This window comes from Sphingobium psychrophilum, assembly GCF_012927105.1.
Lineage (GTDB): Bacteria > Pseudomonadota > Alphaproteobacteria > Sphingomonadales > Sphingomonadaceae > Sphingobium > Sphingobium psychrophilum.
The window spans coordinates 56,439-81,868 of the sequence record NZ_JABBFV010000010.1; the positions used below are offsets into that span (position 1 = coordinate 56,439).

The following is a 25,430-nucleotide window of genomic DNA, read 5'->3' on the forward strand; positions in this document are numbered from 1 at the left end:
CCACCACTGGCTTCGCCAGCGGTCCCCCTCCCCGTGCCGGGGAGGAGTGGCATGACCCGTGGTCCCTGGCATGTCGCTGTCCTGATGGGCGGCTGGTCGGCGGAACGCCCCGTCTCTTTGTCGTCGGGCGAGGGCGTCGCCAAGGCGCTGGAATCGCGCGGCCACACCGTCACCCGCATCGACATGGACCGCAACGTCGCTGCGCGCCTGGCCGAGGCCAAGGCGGACGTCATCTTCAATGCGCTCCACGGCGTCCCCGGCGAAGATGGTACGGTGCAGGGCATGATGGACCTGATGGGTCTCACCTATACCCATAGCGGCCTCGCCACATCGGTCATCGCGATCGACAAGCAATTGACCAAGCAGGCGCTTGTTCCCCACGGCATCCCCATGCCCGGCGGTCATATCGTGTCCAGCGAAAGCCTCTTCACCGCCGACCCGCTGCCGCGCCCATATGTGCTCAAGCCCGTCAACGAAGGCAGTTCCGTCGGCGTCGCCATCGTCACGGCGGAGGGCAATTACGGCAACCCGATCGCCCGCGACAGCGTCGGCCCGTGGCAGGATTTCCCCGAACTGCTGGCCGAACCCTATATTCGCGGCCGCGAGTTGACGACCGCCGTGCTGGGCGACGAAGCGTTGCTCGTCACCGAACTGCGGCCCAAGAGCGGCTTCTACGATTTCGACGCTAAATATACCGACGGCATGACCGAGCATGTCTGCCCCGCCGACTTGCCGCCCGAAATCACCAAGGCCTGCAAGGCGATCGCTCTGCGCGCCCATCAACTGCTGGGCTGCAAGGGCGCGTCGCGCGCCGATTTCCGCTGGGACGACACGCAGGGGATCGAGGGACTGTTCCTGCTGGAGGTCAATACCCAGCCGGGCATGACGCCGCTCAGCCTCGTCCCCGAACAGGCCGCGAAGCTGGGCATTGACTATGCGACGCTGGTGGAGACTATTGTCGAGGAAGCGCTGACCCGCGCAGGGGGTGGAACAGATGGCTGAGGCACGGATCAGGCGCGGCGGCACCGCACGGCTGAGCAGCGCGAAGGGCAGGGCGAGCGTCGGCAAGTCCGGGGGTGGCCGCGGTCGCACCCTTAAGCGCCAGAGCAGCCTCGACCGGCTGGTCGAAATGCTCCCGGTCAGCGAAGCCACGCTGCAACGCATGGCCAGCTGGGCGATCGTCGGCATCTTCGGCGCGATCGTGATCGCAATCGCCATCTTCATGGGCCTGCCCGGCATGGCGCGCCAGCAGGCGGCGGACCTGGCAGCCCGCGCAGGGTTCGAAGTCGACAAGGTCGAAGTCCGCGGCGTCGAACGGATGGACGAATTGCCGGTCTATAATATCGCGCTGGGGCAGGTGGACCGCTCCATGCTCTCGCTCGACCTGCCCAGGGTGCGCAGCGAGATGCTGAAACTCGGCTGGGTCAAGGATGCGCGCATTTCCCGCCGCCTGCCCGATACGTTGGTGGTCGATATCGTGGAGCGCGATCCTGTCGCGGTCTGGCAGCATGGCGGCCAATTGCACCTGATCGACGTGTCGGGCGTGGTGTTGCAATCGGTGTCCGCCAGCGCGATGCCCGACCTGCCTTTGGTCGTCGGCCCCAACGCCAATCGCCAGACCGCCGGCCTCAACCGCCTCATGGAAAACGCCCCGGCTTTGAAGCCGATGCTGGCCGGTGCGACCTGGGTCGGGAACCGGCGCTGGGATCTGCGCTTTCAGTCGGGTGAGACGCTCTCCCTGCCGGAGGGTGACAAGGATTCGGCCGGTGCTTTGGTGAATTTCGCACGGATGGATGGCGTCAACCGCCTGCTGGGCCGCGGCATCGTCAAGTTCGACATGCGCGATCCCGACCGCTTCGTCCTGCGCCTGCCACAGGGCCAGGTGGAGGAAAAGCCGATGGACGACGCCGCGAAGGATGGCGGGGCGAAAAATGACGGGGCGAAGGATGTCGCCGCCGCGACGCCGGGCGAGGAAGGCTAAAGCCCCATGGCCCAGCCCAAGGTCGAAAAGCTCATCACTGCGATCGACATCGGATCGTGGAAAGTGTCCGCGTTGATCGCGGGGCGCACCGATACGGGCGAACTGGCGATATTGGGCACCGGCCAGCGCGAAAGCCGCGGCGTCCGGCGCGGCTTCATCGCCGACATGGAACGCACCGAACTCGCCGTGCGCGAAACGATCGAGCAGGCGGAGCGGGTCGCAGGCACCAATATTGAAGATGTCTGGGTCAGCTTTTCGGGCGGCAGCCTGGTCAGCGACGTCGTCACGGTCGAACGCGACATGGGGGGATACCGCATCGAGCAGCCCGACATCGACGACCTGCTGACCACCGGCCAGCAGGGCATCGACCCTGACGGCCGCATTGTCCTCCATGCCCAGCCGACCTGCTTCACCATCAACGGCAAGGTGCCGGTCAAGAAGCCGCTGGGGATGCACGCGGACCTTTTGGGCGTGGACATTCATGTCGTGCTGGCCGACGGCGCGCCGCTCGCCAATCTCGACCTGTGCGTGCGCGGCGCCTATCTCAACGTCAATTCGATCGTTGCCGCGCCGATCGCGACGGGCCTTGCCTGCCTTTCGGAAGAAGAGCGCGACCTGGGCGTCGCGCTGGTGGAGATCGGGGCGGGGGTCACCAACGTATCGCTCTATGCCGGCGGGATGCTGGTCGGCCTGCACTCCATTCCGCTGGGCGCATCGGACATTACCGACGATATCGCCTCCTCCTTCGGCATCCGCCGCAGCCAGGCGGAACGGATCAAATGCTTCTATGGCTCCGCGATGCAAAATCCCCGCGATTTCCGCGAGATGATCGAGATCGCACCGCCCCATGGCGAAATGGCGGTGCCGGGGCAGGCGGCCGGGCCGAATGCGGAAGGGGGCAAGATCACCCGCGCCGCGCTGGTCGGCGTCATCTGCGAACGACTGAACCAGATCATGACCGAAGTGAATGCCGCGCTCGCGGGCATGGGCTTCAACTCGACCGGGCGGCAGGTGGTGTTGACTGGCGGCGGCGCGGAAATGAAGGGCATTGCCGATTATGCGCAAGGCGCTTTGGGCCGGGCCGTGCGGATCGGGCGACCCAGGGGCTTGTCCGCCATGCCCGAAGCGCATAGTGGCCCGGCCTTTGCGACATTGGCGGGACTCGCGCTTTACGGCGCTTCCAACCCGGTTGATCTCCGCACCATGGCGCCCGCGCCACAAACCGTGCATCGTCTGGGAGCGCCGCTCTGGTGGCAACGCATGATGCGCGCAATGAAGACCAACTATTGAACGAAATTGGACCAAGACGAAAATAGGTGGTGAAATCCCCAATTTTCTGGTGTTAACATTTAATGACGGCGTTGCTTCCTGACGAGGAAGCTGAGGGAGCACTATATTATGAGCATTGAAATCAGCCCACCGCATGTGGACGAACTGAAGCCGCGGATCGCGGTGATCGGCGTCGGCGGCGCGGGCGGCAATGCCATCGCGAACATGATCGCCGCCCATGTCGAGGGCGTGGACTTCATCGTGGCCAACACCGATGCGCAGGCGCTCAACGCCTCGCCTGCCGAACGCCGCATCCAGCTTGGTCCGCAAATCACGGAAGGGCTGGGCGCTGGTTCGCGCCCTGAAATTGGCAAGGCGGCCGCTGAAGAAACCATCGCCATGGTCGAAGCCGCGCTGGAAGGCGCGCATATGTGCTTCATCGCCGCGGGCATGGGCGGCGGCACCGGCACCGGCGCAGCGCCTGTCATCGCCAAGGCGGCGCGTGAACGCGGTATCCTGACGGTCGGCGTCGTGACCAAGCCTTTCACCTTCGAAGGCAATCGCCGCATGAAGTCGGCGGAAGCGGGCATCGACGAACTGCAAAAGCATGTCGACACGCTGATCGTCATTCCGAACCAGAATCTGTTCCTGATCGCCAACCCGAACACGACCTTCAAGGAAGCGTTCCAGATGGCGGACGAAGTGTTGCAGCAGGGCGTGCGCGGCATCACCGACCTGATGGTCATGCCCGGCCTCATCAACCTCGACTTCGCTGACGTCCGCTCCGTCATGGGTGAAATGGGTAAGGCGATGATGGGCACCGGCGAAGCCGAAGGCGACGGCCGGGCGCTTCAAGCCGCGGAAAAGGCGATCGCCAACCCGCTGCTTGACGGCGTGTCGATGCGCGGCGCGAAGGGCGTGATCGTGTCGATCGTCGGCGGCGAAGACATGCGCCTGATGGAAGTGGACGAAGCCGCCAACCATATCCGCGAACTGGTGGACCCGGACGCGAACATCATCTGGGGCAGCGCCTTCAACGACAATCTGAATGGCAAGATCCGCGTGTCGGTGGTCGCCACCGGCATCGACAACGACATCGGCAACCATGCCGCGCCGCTGACCCAGCCGTTCAGCTTCGCCAACCGCCCCGCCGTGTCCGTGCCCCAGGCAGCAGCGCCCAAGCCCGCGCCGGTCGCGCAGCAGTCCGCGTCCGTCGCGGCTCCCGCGCCGACGCCCGCCCCTGCGCCGCAGCCCGAAACGCTGGAACTGGACGTGCCGACTGCGCCGGCTCAGCCGACCGCGGCACCCGCCTCTTTCGCGCCGGCCAAGCCTGCGGCGGTGTTCTCGGACGAGGATGCGGACCAGGATGAACTGATCCTGGGCGCAGACAGCGCCGAACCGGTCGCACCCATCGCGCCCGCGCCGCGCGTCGCCACCGGCGGCACGCTGTTCGAGCGGATGGCGGGCCTGACCCGTGGCACGGACAAGGCGCCGGGCGTTGCCGACGACGCCACACCGGGCGTGGACATTCCCCGCTTCCTTAACCGCCAGAACAACCAGTAAGGCGGAACGGGCGCGCGGCTTGGGTCGCGGGCAAGATAAAAGCGCGCTGTCGGTCGTCTGCGGCGACCCGGCGCGCTTTTCCGTTGGGCTAATTTCCCATTCATATCGGGATCGGCTAAGGCGCGGATGTGACACGCACTTCTCCATGGATTCTCGGTCTTTGGCTGCCGGGCGCGCTGCTGCTCGCGGCCCCTGCGCACGCCCAGCTGGACCAATCGCAACTGGTCCGCCCGCTCGGTGCCGCCGACCTCAACAGCAATCTGGCGCGGCTTGCGTCCAATCCGCGCGATGTCGTCGCGCTGATCGGCGCGGGGGAGGCGGCGCTGGCGCTGGACGATCCGCGCGCAGCCACCGGCTTCTTCGCCCGCGCCGACGCGATCGAGAGCGGCAATGGCCGGATCAAGGCCGGGCTGGGGCGGGTGATGCTCAAGCTGCAAAACCCGGCCGAAGCGCTGCGCCTGTTCGACCAGGCGGGGCGGCTGGGTTATCCCGACGCCACGATCCTGTCCGACCGCGGTCTGGCGCGCGACATGACCGGCGATCAGGCCGGTGCCCAGCGCGACTATCAGGCCGCGCTTGCGCGTACCCCCCATGACGACGAAACGGTGCGCCGCTACGCTGCTTCGCTAGGCATAGCAGGGCAGGTCGCTGCCTCCGACAAGGTCATGGAGCCGCTTTTCTACAAGAGCGACCGCGCCGCCTGGCGCTATCGCGCCTTCATCCTGGCGATGAACAACAAGCAGGCCGATGCCAAGAAGGTGGCGGAGCAGACCATGCCCGCTCAACTGGCCGCCGCCATCACGCCCTATATGCAGAAAATGCCCTATCTGACCGCGGCGCAAAAGGCGGCGGCGGTCCATTTCGGTCATTTCCCGGCGCAGATCGGCACCAGCATCGCCGCGATCATACCGACCCCGCCAGCGCCCGGCATCGCCATCGCCGCAGCGCCGGTCGCCGTCGCCTCCGCCGCCCCGGCCAAGACCAAGCCGCTCAGCCGGTCCGAACAGCGCCGCCAGCAGCGCGAAGCCGCCCGCCTGGCCCGCGCCGAAGGGCTTGCGGCATCCCGTCGTCCCGCCCAGCCACGACTCGCCCAAGCCCAGACGACACCGCCCGCACCGGTCCAGTCTGCGACGACCCAGCCTCAGCCGATGCAGTCCACACCGGTCCAATCCACGCCGAGCCCGCCACCCGCGCAGCAGCCGAGCGCACCGCCGCCGTCCCCGGTGGTGCAGCCTCTGCCCTCGTCCACCGCAGCCGCGCCGCCCCAGCAGACGCCGCCCGAACCGGCGCCTCTGCGTCAAGCGAGCGCATCGCCCGCCGCGCCCAACGCCGCCGTGCAGGGACCGCCTGCACCGGGCTTCGATTCGATCGATCGCGCGCCGCCCGCCGCCACGCCCCCGTCCAATGCCGGGTCGCAGCTCAACGCGATCGCGCTGGCGCAGGCATCGGCCCCGTCCGAACCTGCCCTATCAGGGCCGCCTGCCGCCGCGGCTGATGCCACGCCGCCCCCCGCGACGGTGGAAGCGCTCCCTGCCGTCCCGTCGCCCTCCACGCCTCAGCCCGACCCGGAGGCCACACGCACGCTGGCGGACATCATCCGCGCGATCGATGTGCCCGAAGCCGAGCGCCAGTCGAGCGTTGCCGCCGTCGACCTGAGCGAAATCGCTGCGATCCAGGCCACCCGCCGCACCGAGCGCCAGACCGCGGCCAAGGCCGCCGCCGACAAGGTGAAGAAGGACGCCCTGGCCAAGGCCAAGGTGGAAGCCGACGCCAAAGCGAAGAAGGAGGCCGAGGAAAAGAAACGCCTGGCCGACAATCCCTCGCGCAACTGGCTCCAGATCGGCGTGGGGCAGGGCAAATCTGCGCTGGGCTTCACCATGAAGGGCCTGCGCAAGAAATATACGATCCTGTCCCGGCAGGACGGATGGAGCGCGAGTTGGGGGCGGACCAACCGCCTGCTCGTAGGTCCCTTCGCCAGCTTCGCCCGCGCCAAGGAACTGGAGTCCAGCCTGAAAAAGGACGGCGCCGACGCCTTCGCCTGGAAAAGCGAAGCGGGGGAGACAGTGGAGAAGCTGGCGGCCGACTGACGTCAACCCGGTGGTCGTCGTCCGCGGTTTCAGCCGCCTTCCAAATGCTCTAAGATGCGGCGCATGACGATCCTCGCCTCCTATGCCTGCCATCCTTCCGCCAGCCGTGGCCGCCTCCATCCCGAAGCGGGCGGCGAGATGCGCGGGCCGCGCGACGTCTTCCAGCGCGACCGGGATCGCATCATCCATTCGATCGCCTTCCGCCGGCTACGCCACAAGACGCAGGTGTTCGTATCCCCCGATGGCGATCATTTCCGGGTCCGCCTGACCCACAGCCTGGAAGTCGCGCAGATCGGCCGCACCACCGCGCGCACGCTGGGCCTGAACGAGGATCTGACCGAAGCGCTCTGCCTCGCCCATGATATCGGCCATCCGCCCTTCGGCCATGCAGGCGAAGATGCGCTCGAACTGGCGCTCGAAGATCATGGCGGCTTTGACCACAACGCGCATACGCTGCGCACGCTGATGCTGCTGGAAAGCCCCTATCCGCGCTTTGCGGGCCTCAACCTCAGTTGGGAAATGCTGGAGGGGCTGGCCAAGCATAATGGCCCGATCGCCAAGCCCGGCTGGGCGATGCGCGAACTCGACGCGCTTTTCCCGCTGAACCTGACCAGCCACGCCTCGCTGGAGGCGCAACTGGCCGCGATCGCCGACGACATCGCCTATGACAATCATGATATCGACGATGGCCTGCGCGCCGGGCTGCTGACGCTGGAGCAGCTTATGGAGGTGCCCTTCGTCGCGACCTGCTGGAACCGGGTGCGCGCCCGCTATCCCGACGTGGCGGAAGAACGCCTGCTGCGCGAACTGGTGCGCGAACAGATCGGCGTGATGGCCAATGACCTGATCGAATCGACCCGCGCCAATATCGCTGCATCGGGCGTCGAAACGGTCGATGACGTCCGCGCGCTGGGGCGCACATTGGTCGCCTTCTCGCCCGAACTCGCCGCACAGGAACGCGACCTTAAGCGCTTCATGTACGCCACCCTTTATCATCACCCCGAACAGCTCGCTGCCGCCGATCGGGCGCGGGTCATCGTCACCGACCTGTTCCGCGCCTATCAGGCCGATCCCGCGTTGATGCCGCCGGAATGGCGCGATGATTGCGTGCGCGAAGAACCCACCCGCAGCCGCCACATCGCCGACTTCATCGCCGGCATGACCGACCGCTACGCCGAAAAGCGCCACGCGGAAATCTATGGCGCGATGGCGCTGGCCGATTGACGCGCCGGTGCGTTTGCCGCAATGCAGAGACGTCTCCGGCGGATTCGTCCGTCGGGCATGATGCGGGAGAGCATGGGAAGTCTTGAAGGCCACCCCGTCACCGAAGGAGCAACCGCCCCGGAATCTCTCAGGTCAAAGGACCGCATCGCGCGCAAGGCACTCTGGAAAGCGGACGGCTCATCTCTGTCCCACCGAAGGGGTAAGCCATGGGACCGCAAGGTCGCTGGTCAAAGCTCTCAGGTTCCGTGACAGAGGGGGTGGCAGATAGGACAGGTCCGACTCCGGGCCTTGTGCATCGGTCGCCATCAACCCCGCACGGAAAGGACGCTTCATGTCCGGCAATGACGATATCGCCACCCTCGCAGAGGAACTGCCGCTCGAAGCCCTGCCGCTCGACGCCTGGCACCGTGCCCGTGGCGCGCGCATGGTCGGCTTCGCCGGCTATCATATGCCGATCCAATATGAAGGCATCATGGCCGAACATGCCTGGACCCGCGAACATGCCGGCCTGTTCGACGTCAGCCATATGGGCCAGCTCAGCTTTTCAGGCGACGGCGTTGATGACGCGCTGGAGCATCTGCTTCCCAGCGATATCAAGGGGCTAAAGCCCTTCCGCCAGCGCTACTCGATGCTGCTCGATCAGGAAGGCGGCATCCTCGACGATCTGATGGTGTCGCGTCTAGGTGACGACGCCTTCGACGGCGCGGCCATTTACATGGTCGTCAACGGCGCGACCAAATATGACGATATCGGCTGGATGATCGAACATCTGCCTGATGCGGTCGTGATGAATCATATGGCCGACCAGGCGCTGCTGGCGCTCCAAGGCCCGGAAGCGGGTGAGGCTCTGGCCACGCTCATCCCCGAAACCGCCGACCTGTTGTTCATGCAGTCCGGCCCCTTCACTTGGCGCGGTGTCCAGCTGTGGATCAGCCGATCGGGCTATACCGGCGAAGACGGTTTCGAAATCAGCATCCCCGCCGACGATGTCACCCTGCTGGCCGATGCGCTGTGCGCATTGCCGCAGGTCAAGCCGATCGGCCTGGGCGCGCGCGATTCGCTGCGGCTGGAGGCGGGATTACCGCTCTATGGCCATGACCTGTCTCCCGCGGTCAGCACCATCGCTGCGGACCTGGGCTTTGCGATCCAGAAGCGCCGGCGCGAGGAAGGGGGCTTCATCGGCCACGCCCGCGTGCTCAAGGAACTGGCCGACGGCCCCGGTGCCAAGCGTGTCGGCCTCAAGATCGAAGGGCGGCTGCCCGCCCGCGAAGGCGCGACCATCCATGTCGGCGCCGCGCAGGTCGGTGAAGTCACATCCGGTGGCTTCGCCCCCAGCGTCGGCGCGCCGATCGCCATGGGCTGGGTCAGCCTGCCGCACAGCGCGGTCGGCACCGCGCTCGAAATCGAGGTGCGCGGCAAGCGCATCGCCGCGGTGGTTGCGCCGATGCCGTTCGTTCCGCATCGTTACCGCCGTAAAGTTTAATCCTTTTCCCAGGGGAGAAGCATAATGAGCCGTTATTTCACCGAAGAACATGAATGGATCGATGTCGAGGGCGAGATCGCCACGGTCGGCATCACCGATTACGCGCAGGAACAGTTGGGCGACATCGTGTTCGTGGAACTGCCTGTCGAAGGCGCGACCTTCGACAAGGGCGACGACGCCGCCGTCGTGGAATCGGTCAAGGCCGCGTCCGATGTATATGCCCCGATTTCGGGCGAAGTGGTCGAAGCCAACGCCGCGCTGGAAGACGAGCCGGCTCTGGTGAACAGCGATGCCGAGGAGGATGGCTGGTTCTTCAAGCTGCGCGTCACCGATGCCAGCGAGTTGGAAGGCCTGATGAACGAAGCCGCCTATAAGAAGTTCGTGGCGGCGCTGTAAAAAATAAGCCCCTCCCTTTCAAGGGAGGGGGAAGGGGTGGGTGGCGACCGTAGGGAGCCTCAACCCTATCCCAAAGAGCCGCCGCTGGCGCGGCGCACCCACCCCCGGCCCCTCCCTTGAAAGGGAGGGGAGTGGAGACAGTTATGCGCTACCTACCCCTTACCGACACCGACCGTCAGGACATGCTGTCCGTCATCGGCGCAGCATCGATCGATGACCTGTTTGTGGACGTGCCCGCCGAGGCCCGCTTGTCCGGCACGATCGAAGGCCTGCCGGATCATGCCAGCGAACTGGCGGTCGAGCGCCATATGGCGGCGCTGGCGCGGCAAAATCTGTCGGCAGGGGAGGCACCCTTCTTCCTGGGAGCCGGGGCCTACAAGCATCATGTCCCGGCCAGCGTCGATCATCTGATCCAGCGTGGCGAGTTCCTGACCGCCTATACGCCCTATCAGCCTGAAATCGCGCAGGGCACGCTCCAGGTTCTGTTCGAATTTCAGACACAGGTGGCGCGCCTGCTCGGCTGCGACGTCGCCAACGCCTCCATGTATGACGGCTCCACCGCCTGCTGGGAAGCGATCGGCATGGCGCGGCGCATCACCAAGCGCGGCAAGGCACTGCTCTCGTCTGGCCTGCACCCCCATTATGTCTCGGTCGCCAGGACCATGGCGAAATTCACCGGCGACGCGCTGATGCATGACGCGCCCACGCTGGATGCCGCGACCGATATCGACGCGCTGATCGCGGGCATCGACAAGGGCACAAGCTGCGTCGTCGTCCAATATCCCGACATTCTCGGCCGCATCGCCGACCTGACACCGCTGGCCGAGGCCGCCCATGCCGCCGGTGCGCTGCTGGTCGCGGTGGTGACCGAACCGGTCGCGCTGGGCGCGATCCAGTCGCCAGGTGCCATGGGCGCGGACATCGTCGTGGGCGAAGGCCAGTCGATCGGCGTCGGCCTCCAATTCGGCGGGCCTTATCTGGGCCTCTTCGCGTGCAAGCAGAAATATGTCCGCCAGATGCCGGGCCGCCTCTGTGGCGAGACGGTGGATGCGGCGGGCAAGCGCGGCTTCGTGCTGACGCTCTCAACCCGTGAACAGCATATCCGGCGGGAGAAGGCGACGTCGAACATCTGCACCAATTCAGGGCTTTGTGCGCTGGCCTTCAGTATTCATATGACCTTGCTGGGTGAACGCGGCCTGCGCGAATTGGCGACCCTGAACCACGGCCTCGCCGTACAGGCGGCCGATCGTCTGGCCAATGTGCCGGGCGTGACGCTGCTCAACGACAGCTTCTTCAACGAATTTACGCTGATCCTGACGAAGGATGCGCGCGACGTCGTCCGCAACCTGGCTGACCGTGGCGTGCTGGCCGGCGTCTCGCTCGGCCGCCTGTTCCCACAGGCACCGGACATCGGTAACGGCCTGGTCGTCGCGGTCACCGAAACCGTGACGGCGGAGGATATCGAAGCCCTGGGCAACGCACTTGAGGAGGAACTGGCATGACCATGCTCAAGGAAGGCCGCCCCACCGCGCCCACCCCCGTCAAGGACGCCCATATGTCCCCCGCTACCGCCACCGGCAATCGCGCGCTGATGCTGGAGGAAGCCCTGATCTTCGAGATCGGATCGACCGACACCACCGGCGTCGATTTCGCGCCAGCGCCCAACGTCGCAAGCCGCCTCGGCACGCTCGCCCGCACTGACAGCATCGGGCTGCCCGGCCTGTCGGAACAGGAAACGGTGCGCCACTATACGCGCCTGTCGCGCCAGAACTACGCCATCGACCTGGGCCTCTTTCCGCTCGGCAGTTGCACGATGAAGCACAATCCGCGCCTCAACGAAAAGGTCGCGCGGATGCCCGGTTTCGCCGACCTCCATCCGCTCAGCCCCCAGTCGACGGTGCAGGGCGCGCTCGCCGTCATCCATGAGCTGGCCCAGTGGCTGGTGACGCTGACCGGGATGCATTCGGTCGCGATGAGTCCCAAGGCGGGGGCCCATGGCGAACTCTGCGGTCTGCTCGCCATCCGCGCCGCGCTCGAAGCGCGCGGAGACGCCCGCAGCGTCGTCCTGGTTCCCGAAAGCGCCCACGGCACTAACCCCGCCACCGCCGCTTTCTGCGGTTACCAGGTGGAGGATATCCCGGCTACCCCTGAAGGCCGTGTGGACCTCGAAGCGCTCAAGGCCCGCCTCGGCCCGGACGTGGCGGCGGTGATGATCACCAATCCCAACACCTGCGGCCTGTTCGAGCGCGACATGAAGACCATCTCCGACGCGGTCCATGCCGCCGGAGCTTTCGTTTATTGCGACGGCGCGAACTTCAATGCCATCGTCGGCCGGGTCCGCCCCGGTGACCTCGGCGTCGACGCGATGCACATCAACCTGCACAAGACCTTTTCCACCCCCCATGGCGGCGGCGGCCCCGGTTCCGGCCCGGTCGTCCTGTCGGAGGCGCTGGCGCCTTTCGCGCCTTTGCCCTTCGTGGAGAAGCAGGGTGACCAGTTCGTGCTGATCGAAGAGGAAACGGCGCAAGATCATCATGGCGAGACCTTCGGCCGCATGGTCGCCTTCCACGGCCAGATGGGCATGTTCACCCGCGCGCTCGCCTATATCCTGTCCCACGGCGCGGACGGCCTGCGCCAGGTGGCGGAGGATGCCGTTCTCAACGCCAACTACATCCTGCGCAGCCTGGACGATGTGCTGGACGCGCCATTCGGCACCAGCGGCCCGTGCATGCATGAGGCGCTATTCAGCGACAAGGGGCTAGCCGACGGCTTCACCACGCTCGACATCGCCAAAGGGCTGATCGATGAGGGCTTCCACCCGATGACCATGTATTTCCCGCTGGTCGTCCATGGCGCGATGCTGATCGAACCGACCGAGACGGAAAGCAAGGCGGCGCTGGACCAGTTCATCCTGGCGCTGCGCAGCCTGGCGGAACGAGCCAAGGCCGGGGACGAAGCGCTCAAGGGCGCACCTTACCACGCCCCGCGCCGCCGCCTCGACGAAACGCTCGCCGCGCGCAAGCCCGTCCTGACCTGGACCGAACCCGCGCTCGCGCAGGCCGCCGAATGATGGATGGGTCGGAGCCGTGGGAACCCGGTTCCGGCCCCGCCGTCGCGGGCCAGAAGGATCTCAGGCGCTACGCCCCCGCGACGACACGCAACCGCGACGCCATCGTCGCGGTGCTGCGCGACGCATTTCCATCTTCCGGTCTGGTGCTGGAGGTGGCGAGCGGGAGCGGCGAACATGCTGTCCATTTCGCTGTCGCATTTCCCGCGCTGGACTGGCAACCGAGCGATCCCGATCCCGCCGCGCTGGCGTCGATCGCGGTATGGCGGGCCGAAGCGGACCTGCCCAACCTCCACCCGCCCATCCAGCTGGACGCTGCGGGCGACTGGCCGATCGCGCAGGCCGACGCCATCCTCTGCATCAACATGATCCATATCAGCCCATGGGATTCGACATTGGGGCTGCTCAAGGGGGCAGGGCAGGCGCTGCCACCCGGCGGCCTGCTCTATCTCTACGGACCCTATATCCGCGATGGGGTGGATACCGCGCCTAGCAACCTCGCCTTCGATGCCTCCCTCAAGGCGCGCGATCCGCGTTGGGGCCTGCGCCGGCTGGAGGATGTGGTCGCGGCAGCGGATGCGCAGGGCTTGGCGTTGGACCAATTGATCGACATGCCCGCCAACAATCTCTCGCTGTTTTTCAGACGCCGCACATATTAGGGATGAATGCCAAACAACCTCCTCCCCCTCGTCACCGCTGAACTCAGCGCCCCGGCAGACCCCCGCGCCGCCGCGATGGCGGGTGCGCTTGCGGCCCAATATCCGCAGGCGGCCCGCGCCGTGCTGTTCTACGGCTCCTGCCTGCGTGAGAAGAATCTCGACGGGCTGATGCTGGATTTCTACCTGATCGTTTCGGACTATCCCGCCGCCTATGGCAAAAGCTGGCTGGCGCGCGCCAACCGCCTGATCCCGCCCAATGTCTTCCCGTTCGAACATCAGGGCCTGATCGCCAAATATGCGGTCCTGTCCGAAGCCGATTTCGCCCGGCTGAACAGCATGGATGCGGACAATGTATCGGTCTGGGCGCGCTTCGCTCAACCCTCGCGCCTGCTCTGGGCCGCCGACGACCTCGCGCGCCAGCGTGCGATCGCCGCCGTGGCGCAGGCCGCACCGACCCTGCTTGCGCTGGCGCGGCCGATGGCGGCGGGGCAGGGTGATGCGCTTGCCTTGTGGCGGACCGGCTTCACCCTGACCTATAATGCCGAACTGCGCGCCGAGAAGACGGGCCGCTCCCTCTCGATCGTCGATGCCGATCCTGATCGCTATCGCCGCGTCGGCGACGCGGCGCTGGCCGATGGTCTGCCGTCCTCGCCAGCCGATGCCCCCGCGCGCTGGCGCAGCCTTCAGCGCCGCGGCAAGCGCCTGTCGGTGATCCGTCTGGCCAAGGCCAGCTTCACCTATGCCGGCGGCATCGACTATCTGGCGTGGAAGATCAACCGCCATGCCGGCACGCAGATCGCGATCAAGCCCTGGCAGCGGCGCTGGCCGCTGCTGGGCGCGGTCACTCTGCTGCCGCGGCTGTTCCGGGGTGGCGCGATTCGTTAAGGGCCTGATCGTTAAGGGCCTGGCCGCTGAGCGTGTGGGTGAGCGCCTGCCCCAACGCCATCAGCGTATAGGGTTTGCGCAGCACCTCATGCCCCTCGAAATCGGCGCTGTCATTGGCGTCGCCGGCATAGCCTGTGACGAACAGCACCGGCAGGTGGCGGAACCGGGCGGGCAGCGCCTTCACCATTTCCGGCCCGGTCATGTCGGGCATCAACACGTCGCTGATGATCAGGCCGACGTCGCCATGATTGGCGAGCAGCCGGGCCGCTTTGGCCGGATGGTCGCAGGCGATCGGCAAATGGCCCAGTTCGCTGAGCGCCGCCATCGTCTGGTTCAACACGCGCGGATCATCCTCGACCACCAGGATGCGGGTCGGGGGCTGTTTCACCGGCGCGCGCGAAAAGCTGACCTCCGCATTGGCGACGTCCCCCGCGACCATGGACCGCGGCAGGTAGAGATGCACGCTACTGCCCTGGCCCGGCTCCGATTCGATGCGAATTTCGCCGCGACATTGGCGCACGAAGCCGAAAATCTGGCTGAGGCCCAGGCCCGTGCCCTTGCCGACCGGCTTGGTCGTGAAAAACGGCTCGAACACGCGCGCCAGCACGTCCGGCGTCATGCCGCAGCCATCGTCGGTGACGGTCACGGTGACATAGTCGCCCGCCGCACATTCGCCAATCTCGCCCGCCGCCAGTACCGTCTGCCCGGTCGCCAGCGTCAACTGGCCACGCCCATCCATCGCGTCGCGGGCATTGACGCACAGGTTCAGGATCGCATTTTCCATCTGATGCTGGTCGACGAAGATGCACCAGCCGATCGCCCCCTGCGCGAAGCGGACGGTGATCTGGTCCCCGATCGTGCGGTCGATCAGGTCCGCCATGCCCGACAGCAACGCATCGGGATCGACCGCGCTGGGCAGCAACGGTTCGGCGCGGGCGAAGGCCAGCAGCCGGCGTGTCAACGCCGACGCGCGATTGGCACCCTCCATCGCATTGTCCAGATGGCGGCTGGCTTCTTCGGGCTTCGACCGGAATTTGCGCTTGGCCAGTTCCAGCCCGCCTACCACCACCGCCAGCATATTGTTGAAATCATGGGCGATGCCGCCGGTCAACTGGCCCACTGCGTCCATCTTCTGCATCTGGCGCAGATCATGTTCGGCCGCCGCGCGGTCCGCCGCTTCCAGCTTCAACTGCTCATAGGCATAGGATAGTTCGGCGGTGCGCGCCGCGACCGCCGCCTCCAGCCGATCGGCGCGCTCGGTTTCCGCCTCCGCCAGCCGCCGGGCGGTGCGGCGCTCGCGAAAGGCGGTGTTGGCGAACCAGACGCCGAACAATATGCACACCAGCATCGCCAGCCCCACCAGCCGCGACGTCTTGCCCACCCATTCGCTGCGGTCGCCCGCCAGCGTCACGGCCAGGCTACGTTCGCGCAGCCGGTCATTCTCCGCCTTGATAACCAAATCGAGCAGCGCAGTGATGCGGCGCAGATCCTGGCTCTTGCCCGCCTGATGAAAGCGGCCCAGGGCCGCCATCTTCTGCGCGTAGGTGGTGCGCAGGCCGATTTCGCTCAGCGTCTTGCCGCGCTGGATGAAGGCATAGTGCAGCGCGTCCACATTGCCATGCTGCCAGCCCGACCGGCGCGTGGCATAGCTGAGCGCCTTCAACTGGCTGGCGGCACCGCGCCACTGGTCCTGAAACAGCCGCCCGGTATCGGGTTCCAGGCTGATGACATAGCGGGCCAGCGTCACTTCGGCGCGGGCCATGCGCGCCTCGAAGCCCCGCGCCAGCGCGACGACCTCGAAACTGCTCTGCTGTTCGGCCAGCGCCTGGGCATGTTCCTGCGAGGCATTGCTGGCGCTGTAGAGCAGGGCGCCCAATGACGTGATCAACAAGGCGGCCAGCAGCAGCGGCAGGATGCGCCGCGTCAATGCGCGCCAGCCCCTGGCCCACCCGTCAGGGTCGCGTTCAAACTGATGGTCGCTGTCGGCCATGGACCGTTACACTAGACCAACAAGCTTAACCGCGAAACATCACGGATCAAAAGTTCCCCATTAAAATGATGATCCGTCGCGCCCACGCCTCTTTCGGGCGTGCATCGTGGCACCATTGCCGTCAGCGGATCGAACCGGTCGCCTTGCCCGCCGTTTCGAACATGCCGATGATCTGCTCGACCTGTGCGTCGCTATGCTCGGCGCATAGCGAACAGCGCAGCAGGAAGGTGCCGGCCGGGGTCGCCGGCGGTCGCGCCATGTTGACGTACAGGCCCAGTTCCAACAGCGTCTGCCACATCGCGACGGCTTGGCGCTGGTCGGTCAGGATGACGGCGATGATCGCCGACTGCGGCGTCTTGGTGCCCAGCGTAAAGCCGAGGTCGGTCAGCCCCTTGTGCAGCCGCTTGCTGTTCTTCCACAGATGGACGCGCTTCTCGCCGGCATGCATCAGCTTGCGGATGCTGGTCGCCGCGGTGGCGACGACGCTGGGCGGCAGCGACGCAGTGAAGACATAGGGACGGCAGACGAGGCGCAGAATCTCGAACTTGGGATGGTTGGAGACGCAGAAGCCGCCGACCGTGCCGACCGATTTGGAGAAGGTGCCGACCACGAAGTCGACATCCGCCTCGACGCCCTGTTCCTCATAGACGCCCCGGCCATGTTCGCCGAAAAAGCCCATGCCATGGGCTTCGTCAACCAGGATCATGCAATTGGGATGCTGGCGGATCGCCGCGACCATCTCGGGCAGGGGGGCGACGTCGCCCAGCATCGAATAAACGCCTTCCAGCACGACCAGTTTCAGCGCATCGGCGGGCAGGCGGGCCAGGCGCTTGGCCAGATCTTCGACGCTGTTGTGGCGGAAACGCACGATCTCCGCGTCGCCCAGGAAACAGCCGTCATAGATGGACGCATGGCTGTCGGCGTCCAGAATGACATAGTCGCCCTTGCCCGCCAGCGTCGAAATGACGCCCAGATTGGCCTGGTAGCCGGTCGAAAAGACCATGGCGCCGCTGGTGCCGTAAAATTCGCGCAGCGCCGTCTCGACCTCGGCATGGCCTTGATAGGTGCCGTTCAGCACGCGGCTGCCGGTCGTGCCGGCGCCAAATTCGTCCAGTGCCTTCTTGCCGGCCGCGACCACGTCCGGGTCGAACGTCATGCCCATATAATTATAGGTGCCCAGCAGGATCGTGTCCTTGCCCTTGATGACGGCCTGGGTCGGCGACTTCACCTCGTCCATCACGATCGCGAAGGGATCGCGCACGCCGGTCGCCAGCAGCGCCTCGCGCTCCGCGATAAGGGCATCGAACTTGGAAAACAGGTCGCGCGCGGCAGGCGTTTCGGCCGGGGTATGCGCGTCGTTCGCGGTGGCGGCAGCGTCGGTCATAATCTCAATGATCCCTAAGCCGTTCGTCCTGAGCGAAGGCGAAGCATGGAGCGTCGGCTCCGCTCGGCAATGGGCTTCGACTTCGTTCGGCGCGAACGGCAGTTAATATGTCAGGCGGTCTTCAGCTTGGCGACCGCGTCGACCAACTGACCGACTGTCTCGATCTCGGCCTGCATGTTCATGGTGATGATGATGTCGAACTCATCCTCGATCGCCGCGACGAAATCCATCACCGTCAGGCTATCCCATTCCAGGTCGCCGGCAAAGGTGGTGGCTTCGGTCAGTGCGACGCCCTTCTTGTTGAAGGGCGCGACCTGCGTCGCGATGCTGTCGAAAATATCGGTGCGATCCGTCATTATCGTGAAAATCTTTCCGTCAAAGCGCGGCATTTGCCGCCCCGTCCTGCCCTATGGCAAGCGAATAAGGCGTCAATCGGGCAGCATCGCGCCCGAATATGAGGGAACGAAAGCGGGTATTTATCGGAAATTGTCGGCGTAGGCCTGTAATTTCAGCGTCTTGGGCGGCGTTGCGATGACGGTATATGCGACGCCTTCTTTGTCGGCATAGGCAATCGCGGCCTCCTGCGACGGGAAGCTCAGCTTCAACTGCTGCTTGGTGTCGCCCGAACCGGCCCAGCCGGTCAGCGGATCGGCCTGCTTGGCTTCGGCGGGCGCATATTCCAGCACCCATTTATGGGTCAGCGCCTTGCCGGACTGGAGGGCGTTCTTCTGGATCTGGTAAATGCGCGCGCTCATCGCGAAAGACTCCGGTAATTCGTCATGCTGCGTTGCACCAGCGCGCGCGCCTAAGTCAAGACTTGCGGCGGGCATCCGCATTTTTGGTGCGTAATGTGGCGCTGGCTGCGGCCGGATCGTCGGGCCAGGGATGGCGCGGATAGCGCCCGCGCATTTCCTTGGCCACGTCGCGCCAGTTGCCCGCCCAGAAGCCGGGCAGGTCGCGCGTCGTCTGGATCGGCCGTCCGGCAGGCGAGGTCAGCGAAAGGACCAGCGGAATACGCTGGCTGCCCACCATCGGATGCTCGGCCAGACCGAACAGGGCCTGCACCCGCAATTCCACCCGCGGCCCGCCCTCGGCCGCATAGTCGATCGCATGGCTGCTGCCAGCGGGCGATCGGAAATCGGGCGGTGCCAGCCGGTCGAGCTGTTGCTTGCCGTCCCAGCCGATCAGCCCTTCCAGCACGCCCGACAATTGCGACCTGTCAATGTCCGACAGCCGCCGCTTGCCCGTCAGCAACGGCGGCAACCAATCGTCCAGCGTCGCGAGCAAAGCGGTATCGGACAGCGCCTCGATCCCGGCAAAGCCGCCCCGCATCCGCAGCGACTGGGCCGCTTCCGACCAGGGGAGCAGATCGATCCCGCCTTGCCGCACGCCATCGACCAGCGCCGCAGCCACGGCATCCGGGTCGGGCCTGTCATCAGACCCCGACGACAGCCGCACCGCGCCCAACCGCCGCTCGCGCAGGGCCTCGATACCACTATTGGCGGCACGGAACTTCACCGTGCGATGCTCGGCGATGCGCGCGCCGAACAGGGCGATCACCTCGCCTTCGCCGATCGGCGCGGCGGACAGGATGCGCGCGCCCGCCGCGCTACCCTGCACTTCGCCGACCGCCAGCCAGTCCTCGCGCGCCAGCGGCGACAGCGGATCGAGCCGGAATCCGCGCCCGCCCACGCTCGCCCAGTCCGCGCCATCGGCGGACCGGCGTTTGGCGACGCGATCGGGGAAGGCTAGGGCGAGGCACAGGCCGACCGCATGATCGCCGCCGCCATCGCCGGGCCCACGCTTCACCAGCTTCGCCCAGCGCCGCGCCAGACCCCGCGCCGCCTCCGCCCGCTTGCCGCTCTCCCGCCGCCAGCGTTGCCGCCGCAACGTCAGGTCGTTGTCCTGCCCGCCGACGCCACGTTCGCCCAGCAGCACGGCGACTTCGGCCGCCACTTCCGCCAGCCCCATCTCGCCCGCCCGCACGAGCATATGGGCGATGCGCGGCGACAGCGGCAGGCTCGCCAGCGCTTTTCCATGCGAAGTGATCCGCCCGTCATCGTCCAGCGCCTCCAGCACGGTCAACCGCCTGCGCGCTTCCTCCACCGCCGCAGCGGGCGGCGGATCGAGCCAGCGCAAAGCCCCTGGATCGCTCACCCCCCACAAGGCGCAATCGAGCAGCAGGCTGGACAGGTCGCTTTCCAATATCTCCGGCGGGTCGAATGGCACCATCCCCGCGCTCGCTGCCGCCTCCCACAGGCGGTAGGCCACGCCAGGCCGTTGCCGCGCCGCGCGGCCCGCACGTTGCGTCGCCGACGCCTGACTGGCGCGTTCCGTCACCAGCCGCGTCACCCCCGCCGCCCGGTCGTAGCGTGGCCGCCGCGCAAGGCCAGAGTCCACCACGATCCGCACGCCGTCGATCGTCAGGCTCGTTTCCGCGATGCTCGTTGCAAGAATGACCTTTCGTGCGCCGGAACGGGAAGGCCTGATCGCTGCCCGCTGCGCGCCGGGATCGAGCGACCCATGCAGCATATGCACTTCGACCCCAACGCCCTCGATCCGCTCCGCCGTCCGCTCGATCTCGCGCACGCCGGGCAGGAAGGCGAGCAGGTCGCCCTCGGCCTCTTCGCTCAGCGCCCGGCGGATCGCCGCCGCCGTTGCGTCCTCGATCTTCTGTTCCGCCGCGCGCCCAATATGGCGCAACTCAAGCGGCTGGATGCGCCCCTCGCTTTCGATCACCGGCGCGCCGTCGAGCAGCGCCGCGAAGCGCGCGCCGTCCAGCGTCGCCGACATCGGCACGATCCGCAGGTCCGGCCGCAACGCCTCCTGCGCGTCCAGCGCCAAAGCCAGCCCGAAATCGCTGTCCAGGCTGCGCTCATGCACTTCATCGAAAAGCACCGCCGACACGCCCGCCAGTTCCGGGTCGTCCTGTATGCGCCTTACAAAAATGCCCTCGGTCAGGACCAGTAGTCGCGTCCGCGCCGAAACCTTGCTGTCCATCCGCGTGGCATAGCCGACCGTGCCACCCGGTTGCTCGCCCATCATCTCGGCGATCCGCTCCGCCGCCGCCCGCGCCGCCAGCCGTCGCGGCGACAGCAGCAACACCTGGCCGCTGCACCATGGTTCGCTCAGGAGCGCCGGCGCGACCGCCGTCGTCTTGCCCGCGCCCGGCGGCGCCACCAGCACGGCATTGCTGCCCGCCCGCAACGCGGCGAGCAGGTCGGGCAGCACATCATGGATCGGCAGGTCGCTCATCGCGCCCCCTCTCGCGCTGATTGCGGCAAATCGCAAGCCGCGCAAAAAGCAGGCGCACGTGGAAATAGTTGCCTTGCCATACGTTCCGCGGCCAAAGCTATTGATCCATATTTGTCTGTCGGCGAAGATGGACGCCGCGCAGATGAAGGGACGACACGGGGAATGGACAGCCTGATCGGGGACGCGGAACGCTATCGCATTCTGTTCGAAACGATGGAGGACGGCTTCTGTATCATCGAATTTTTCGATGGTCCCCATGGTCCCTTAAGCGATTATATCCATGTCGAGGCGAACGCCGCCTATGAACGCAATGCGGGCATCCCCAATGTCGTGGGCCAGAAGTTGCGCGAAATGGTGCCAGATGAGGCGGACGGCTGGGTCGAACTCTATGGCAGCGTGCTCCGCACGGGCAAGCCGATCCGTTTCCAGCGTGAACTGGAAAAGACCGGCCATTATCTCGACGTCTCCTCCTTCCGCGTCGGGCCGTTCGAAAACCGCCAGGTCGCCGTCCTGTTCAAGGACGTCAGTGCGCAGGTGAAGGCGCAAAAGGCGGGGCACGACCTCAACGAAACGCTTGAAGCCCGTATCGAACAGGCGCTGGCCGAGCGGGAAGAGGTAGAAAGCGCGCTGCGCCAGGCGCAGAAGATGGAGGCGGTCGGCCAGCTGACCGGCGGCCTGGCCCATGATTTCAACAATCTGCTGGCCGGCATTTCCGGCGCGTTCGAAATGATCGGTGTGCGGCTAGCGCAGGGCAGAACAGTCGACGTCGACAAATATCTGACCGCCGGGCAGGGCGCGACCCGTCGTGCCGCCGCGCTCACCCATCGCCTGCTTGCATTCTCCCGCCGCCAGACGCTCAGCCCCAAGCCCACCGTCGTCAACCGGCTGCTCGGCGATTTTTCCGAACTGGTGCGCCGCACGGTCGGCCCGCAGATCGAGGTGCAGACGATCGCCGCGTCCGGCCTCTGGCCTGCGCTGGTGGACGCGAACCAGCTGGAAAATGCGCTGCTCAACCTCTGCATCAACGCGCGTGACGCAATGCCGTCGGGGGGCAAGATCACGATCGAGACGGGCAATCGCTGGCTCGATGAGCGCACCGCGCGCGACCATGGCCTGACCCCCGGCCAATATGTGACCGTCTGCACCAGCGATACTGGGACGGGCATCGACAAGGCGATTCTGGACCGCGTGTTCGACCCCTTTTTCACCACCAAGCCAATCGGGCAGGGGACGGGTCTTGGCCTGTCCATGGTCTATGGCTTCGCGCGCCAGAGCAACGGCCATGTCCGCATCTATTCCGAACCCGGCGACGGCACGATGGTCTGCATCTACCTGCCCCGGCATCGCGGTGAGGAAGATGTGGATGCGCCCGACATCGCCAACCCGGCGGTCGAGGCGGAGGCGGGCGAAACAGTGCTGGTGATCGACGACGAACCGTCGGTGCGAATGCTGATCGTGGATGCGCTCAGCGACTTGGGCTATGCGTGTCTGGAGGCTGCGGACGGACCATCGGGGCTGCGCATTTTGGAATCACGCGGCCGGATCGACTTGCTCATCACCGATGTCGGCCTGCCCGGCGGCCTGAACGGCCGTCAGGTCGCCGATGCCGCTCGCACGCTGCGCCCGGACCTGCGGATATTGTTCGTCACCGGCTATGCGGAAAATGCCGTGCTGAACCATGGCCATATCGAACATGGCATGGAAGTGCTGACCAAGCCTTTCGCCGTGGACGAACTGCACCGCCGCGTCGCGACGCTGGTGCAGGCCGGCTGACGGGTCAGTTAAACAGATAAATATGGATCGGGTTTTTCGGGTCCAGCAGCATCTTGGCGGTCAGCGCCAGCGACATGATGATCAGCAGCGGCTTGATTAGGCGCGACCCGAAACGCATCGCCAGATGCGACCCGATCTGTCCGCCGACCAGGCTGCCCACCGCCATGCACAGCCCGGCGATCCAGATCACATGCCCGCCCGCGACCATCGTCAGCAGCCCTGCGACATTGCTCGCGAAATTGGCGGCCTTGGTCTGGGCGGTGGCGCGCAGGATCGACAGGCCGCCCAGCGCCAGCAATATGGTGGTGTAGAAAGCGCCCGCGCCCGGCCCGAAAAAGCCGTCGTAGAAACCGACCACGCCGACCAGCCCGGTCAGGCCCGCCATGCCCACGCGGGCGTGACGGTCGGCATCGCCCAGCTTGGGGGAGAAGGTGAAATAGGCCGCCATCGCCACCAGCAGCGCAGGCATCAGTCCCGCCAGGATCGACGGATCGACCCGCTGCAACAGCCACGCCCCGCCGACCGACCCGACAAAGGCGGCGATGATCGGAGCCTTATAGGTCTTCAAATCCATATGCCCCCGCCGCGCATAGGCGACGCAAGCGCCGAACGTGCCGAAACAGCTTTGCAGCTTGTTGGTGGCCACCGCCTGCACCGGCGGTATGCCAACGGCCATCAGAGCGGGCAGGGTGATGAGGCCCCCGCCACCCGCCATCGCGTCGATGCACCCCGCCATCGTTGCTGCGGCCATGAGGAAGGCGATGGTTTCGGGGGACAGGATCAAGACTAGGAAGCCTTATACTCCCGTTCGTGCTGAGTAGGGGCTGAGCGAAGTCGAAGCCCCATATCGAAGCATCCATCCACGCTCAATCCTTCGATACGCCACTTCGACTTCGCTCAGTGGGTACTCAAGACGAACGGACTATTGAAGTCAGTATCGCGACAGGAAACGAGCGAAACCACCCATCCCCTCAATAAGCGCGCGCTATAGCGAACTCCACCGCTTCGGTAAGGGCCGCTTTCGCCTTGCCGGCATCAAAGCGCCCCAGCGCGTCGATCGCCCGCTGGCCATAATGGCGCGCCCGCGCCAGCGTGTCGGCGATCGCGCCGGTCTGGCGCAACAACCCGGTCGCATGGGCCAGATCTTCATCGCCGATCTTGTGGCCCGCAATCGCCGCCTTCCAGAAGGCGCGATCCTGCTCCGATCCGCGCGCATAGGCCAGGATCACCGGCAACGTCACCTTGCCATCGCGGAAGTCATCGCCCGCATCCTTGCCCATGGTCGCGCCGTCCGATTCATAATCGATCGCGTCGTCGATCAACTGGAACGCTATCCCTAAATTGCGGCCATAGACGTCCAGCGCCTGCTCCTCGCCCTCGTCCCGGTCGGCGACCACCGCGGAAATGCGGCACGCTGCGGCGAACAGAGCGGCGGTCTTCGCGCCGATGATATCCAGATACTGTTCTTCGCTGGTGTCGATCTTACGCTGGGCGGTCAGCTGGTTGACCTCGCCCTCGGCGATCACGGCAGACGCATTGGCCAGGATCTTGAGCACCTTCAGGGACTCGGCTTCCACCATCAGCTCAAAGGAACGCGAGAAGAGGAAATCACCCACCAGCACGCTGGCGCTGTTGCCCCAGATGATGTTGGCGGTCTTGCGCCCCCGCCGAAGCCCCGATCCGTCGACCACATCGTCATGCAGCAGCGTAGCGGTGTGGATGAACTCGACCGCAGCCGACAGTTTGTAATGGCGTGATCCGGCATAGCCGACCAGATCGGCGCAGGCCAAAGTCAGCATCGGCCGCAGCCGCTTGCCGCCGCCCGCTATAAGGTGGCCGGCCAGTTCCGGGATCAGCGGGATGCGCGACTGCATCCGGTCCAGAATCACGGCATTGACCTGGTTCATGCCGTCGGCGACGAGCGCCATGATGGGGGCGAGCGAAGGCGCGGCTGTGGCGCGGCCGATCGGGTGGACGTTACCGGGGGCAGGTGCTGTCATGACCGCGCATGTGGCGATGCAAAATATGAAAGGCAAGCGGGAATAGCTTGCGCGACGCGCCGGATGCGGCAAAAAGCGCGCCATCTGGAACCGGAGGCCCCACGTGGACGAGACTTTGAACCGCTATCGCGAAAGCATCGACAATATCGACGCGGCGCTGGTGTTCATGTTGGCCGAACGGTTCAAGGTCACCCAGGCGGTCGGCGAGCATAAGGCGACTCACGATCTGCCCCCCGCCGATCCCGGCCGGGAGGAGCGCCAGATCACCCGTCTGCGCCAGTTGGCGCTCGACGCGAAGCTCGATCCCGACTTCACCGAAAAATTCCTGCGCTTCATCATCGACGAAGTGATCCGCCACCACGAGCAATTGCGCGAGGGCTGATCGGGCCGGAATAGCGTACGCCTGCGAAAGCA

21 protein-coding genes and 1 riboswitch are annotated in these 25,430 nt (G+C 65.9%); of the genes, 14 read left to right on the plus strand and 7 right to left on the minus strand.

The window, feature by feature from the left end:
* Positions 1-51: 51 nt before the first annotated feature.
* The 12 genes from HHL08_RS14635 to HHL08_RS14690 all read left to right on the plus strand — a co-directional run bounded on the left by HHL08_RS14635 (position 52) and on the right by HHL08_RS14690 (position 14,614).
* Complete coding sequence (locus tag HHL08_RS14635; protein WP_169573893.1) at positions 52-1,002, plus strand: D-alanine--D-alanine ligase; 951 nt, start codon at positions 52-54, stop codon at positions 1,000-1,002.
* Positions 995-1,981 carry a cell division protein FtsQ/DivIB gene (locus tag HHL08_RS14640; RefSeq protein WP_235955069.1) on the plus strand — a complete coding sequence of 329 codons (987 nt, stop codon included), beginning with the start codon at positions 995-997 and terminating at the stop codon, positions 1,979-1,981. Before HHL08_RS14635 ends, HHL08_RS14640 begins: the two co-directional genes overlap by 8 nt.
* Positions 1,982-1,987: 6 nt before the next feature.
* On the plus strand, positions 1,988-3,271 hold the full coding sequence (gene ftsA, locus HHL08_RS14645) for a cell division protein FtsA (protein ID WP_088184765.1): 1,284 nt from the start codon (positions 1,988-1,990) through the stop codon (positions 3,269-3,271).
* A 108-nt stretch (positions 3,272-3,379) separates the two neighbouring features.
* The gene (gene ftsZ, locus HHL08_RS14650; RefSeq protein ID WP_169573894.1) at positions 3,380-4,813 is read left to right on the plus strand and encodes a cell division protein FtsZ; all 1,434 of its coding nucleotides are present in this window, start codon (positions 3,380-3,382) and stop codon (positions 4,811-4,813) included.
* 128 nt (positions 4,814-4,941) lie between these two features.
* A complete protein-coding gene (locus HHL08_RS14655) occupies positions 4,942-6,900 on the plus strand; it encodes an SPOR domain-containing protein (protein WP_169573895.1) in 1,959 nt (652 codons plus the stop codon).
* Between the two features lie 63 nt (positions 6,901-6,963).
* Positions 6,964-8,124 (plus strand): deoxyguanosinetriphosphate triphosphohydrolase, encoded by a 1,161-nt coding sequence (locus tag HHL08_RS14660; protein ID WP_169573896.1) that lies wholly within the window; start codon positions 6,964-6,966, stop codon positions 8,122-8,124.
* A 53-nt stretch (positions 8,125-8,177) separates the two neighbouring features.
* Positions 8,178-8,277, plus strand: a riboswitch (glycine riboswitch).
* Positions 8,278-8,455: 178 nt separating this feature from the next.
* A complete protein-coding gene (gene gcvT, locus HHL08_RS14665; protein WP_169573897.1) occupies positions 8,456-9,607 on the plus strand; it encodes a glycine cleavage system aminomethyltransferase GcvT in 1,152 nt (383 codons plus the stop codon).
* A gap of 24 nt (positions 9,608-9,631) precedes the next feature.
* The gene (gcvH, locus tag HHL08_RS14670) at positions 9,632-10,003 is read left to right on the plus strand and encodes a glycine cleavage system protein GcvH (RefSeq protein WP_169573898.1); all 372 of its coding nucleotides are present in this window, start codon (positions 9,632-9,634) and stop codon (positions 10,001-10,003) included.
* Positions 10,004-10,146: 143 nt separating this feature from the next.
* Positions 10,147-11,505, plus strand: coding sequence for an aminomethyl-transferring glycine dehydrogenase subunit GcvPA (gcvPA, locus tag HHL08_RS14675; protein ID WP_169573899.1), 1,359 nt, complete (start codon positions 10,147-10,149; stop codon positions 11,503-11,505).
* Positions 11,502-13,073 carry an aminomethyl-transferring glycine dehydrogenase subunit GcvPB gene (gene gcvPB, locus HHL08_RS14680; RefSeq protein WP_169573900.1) on the plus strand — a complete coding sequence of 524 codons (1,572 nt, stop codon included), beginning with the start codon at positions 11,502-11,504 and terminating at the stop codon, positions 13,071-13,073. Before gcvPA ends, gcvPB begins: the two co-directional genes overlap by 4 nt.
* Positions 13,070-13,729: a DUF938 domain-containing protein gene (locus tag HHL08_RS14685; protein WP_169573901.1), complete on the plus strand. Its 660-nt coding sequence runs from the start codon at positions 13,070-13,072 to the stop codon at positions 13,727-13,729. The genes gcvPB and HHL08_RS14685 overlap by 4 nt, the downstream gene beginning before the upstream one ends.
* Before the next feature lie 6 nt (positions 13,730-13,735).
* Complete coding sequence (locus HHL08_RS14690) at positions 13,736-14,614, plus strand: hypothetical protein (RefSeq protein WP_169573902.1); 879 nt, start codon at positions 13,736-13,738, stop codon at positions 14,612-14,614.
* Here the strand turns inward: HHL08_RS14690 and HHL08_RS14695 are convergent.
* From HHL08_RS14695 to hrpB, 5 genes are all read right to left on the minus strand, one after another.
* The gene (locus HHL08_RS14695; protein ID WP_169573903.1) at positions 14,571-16,604 is read right to left on the minus strand and encodes an ATP-binding protein; all 2,034 of its coding nucleotides are present in this window, start codon (positions 16,602-16,604) and stop codon (positions 14,571-14,573) included. The two genes, HHL08_RS14690 and HHL08_RS14695, sit on opposite strands and share 44 nt — an antisense overlap.
* Positions 16,605-16,725: 121 nt before the next feature.
* Positions 16,726-17,988, minus strand: coding sequence for a serine palmitoyltransferase (gene spt, locus HHL08_RS14700; RefSeq protein ID WP_169573904.1), 1,263 nt, complete (start codon positions 17,986-17,988; stop codon positions 16,726-16,728).
* 110 nt (positions 17,989-18,098) lie between these two features.
* On the minus strand, positions 18,099-18,344 hold the full coding sequence (locus HHL08_RS14705; RefSeq protein WP_169573905.1) for an acyl carrier protein: 246 nt from the start codon (positions 18,342-18,344) through the stop codon (positions 18,099-18,101).
* Between the two features lie 120 nt (positions 18,345-18,464).
* The gene (locus HHL08_RS14710; protein ID WP_169573906.1) at positions 18,465-18,743 is read right to left on the minus strand and encodes an ETC complex I subunit; all 279 of its coding nucleotides are present in this window, start codon (positions 18,741-18,743) and stop codon (positions 18,465-18,467) included.
* Between the two features lie 55 nt (positions 18,744-18,798).
* On the minus strand, positions 18,799-21,243 hold the full coding sequence (hrpB, locus tag HHL08_RS14715; RefSeq protein WP_169573907.1) for an ATP-dependent helicase HrpB: 2,445 nt from the start codon (positions 21,241-21,243) through the stop codon (positions 18,799-18,801).
* A gap of 162 nt (positions 21,244-21,405) precedes the next feature.
* On the opposite strand from hrpB, the gene HHL08_RS14720 reads away from it, so the two are divergent.
* Positions 21,406-23,016, plus strand: coding sequence for an ATP-binding protein (locus HHL08_RS14720; protein WP_169573908.1), 1,611 nt, complete (start codon positions 21,406-21,408; stop codon positions 23,014-23,016).
* Between the two features lie 4 nt (positions 23,017-23,020).
* Here the strand turns inward: HHL08_RS14720 and HHL08_RS14725 are convergent, their stop codons facing one another.
* Together HHL08_RS14725 and HHL08_RS14730 are read right to left on the minus strand one after the other, a co-directional pair.
* Positions 23,021-23,800 carry a TSUP family transporter gene (locus tag HHL08_RS14725; RefSeq protein ID WP_169573909.1) on the minus strand — a complete coding sequence of 260 codons (780 nt, stop codon included), beginning with the start codon at positions 23,798-23,800 and terminating at the stop codon, positions 23,021-23,023.
* Positions 23,801-23,987: 187 nt separating this feature from the next.
* Positions 23,988-25,016: a polyprenyl synthetase family protein gene (locus HHL08_RS14730; RefSeq protein WP_169573910.1), complete on the minus strand. Its 1,029-nt coding sequence runs from the start codon at positions 25,014-25,016 to the stop codon at positions 23,988-23,990.
* A 103-nt stretch (positions 25,017-25,119) separates the two neighbouring features.
* On the opposite strand from HHL08_RS14730, the gene HHL08_RS14735 reads away from it, so the two are divergent.
* Complete coding sequence (locus HHL08_RS14735; RefSeq protein WP_169573911.1) at positions 25,120-25,398, plus strand: chorismate mutase; 279 nt, start codon at positions 25,120-25,122, stop codon at positions 25,396-25,398.
* Positions 25,399-25,430 lie beyond the last annotated feature (32 nt).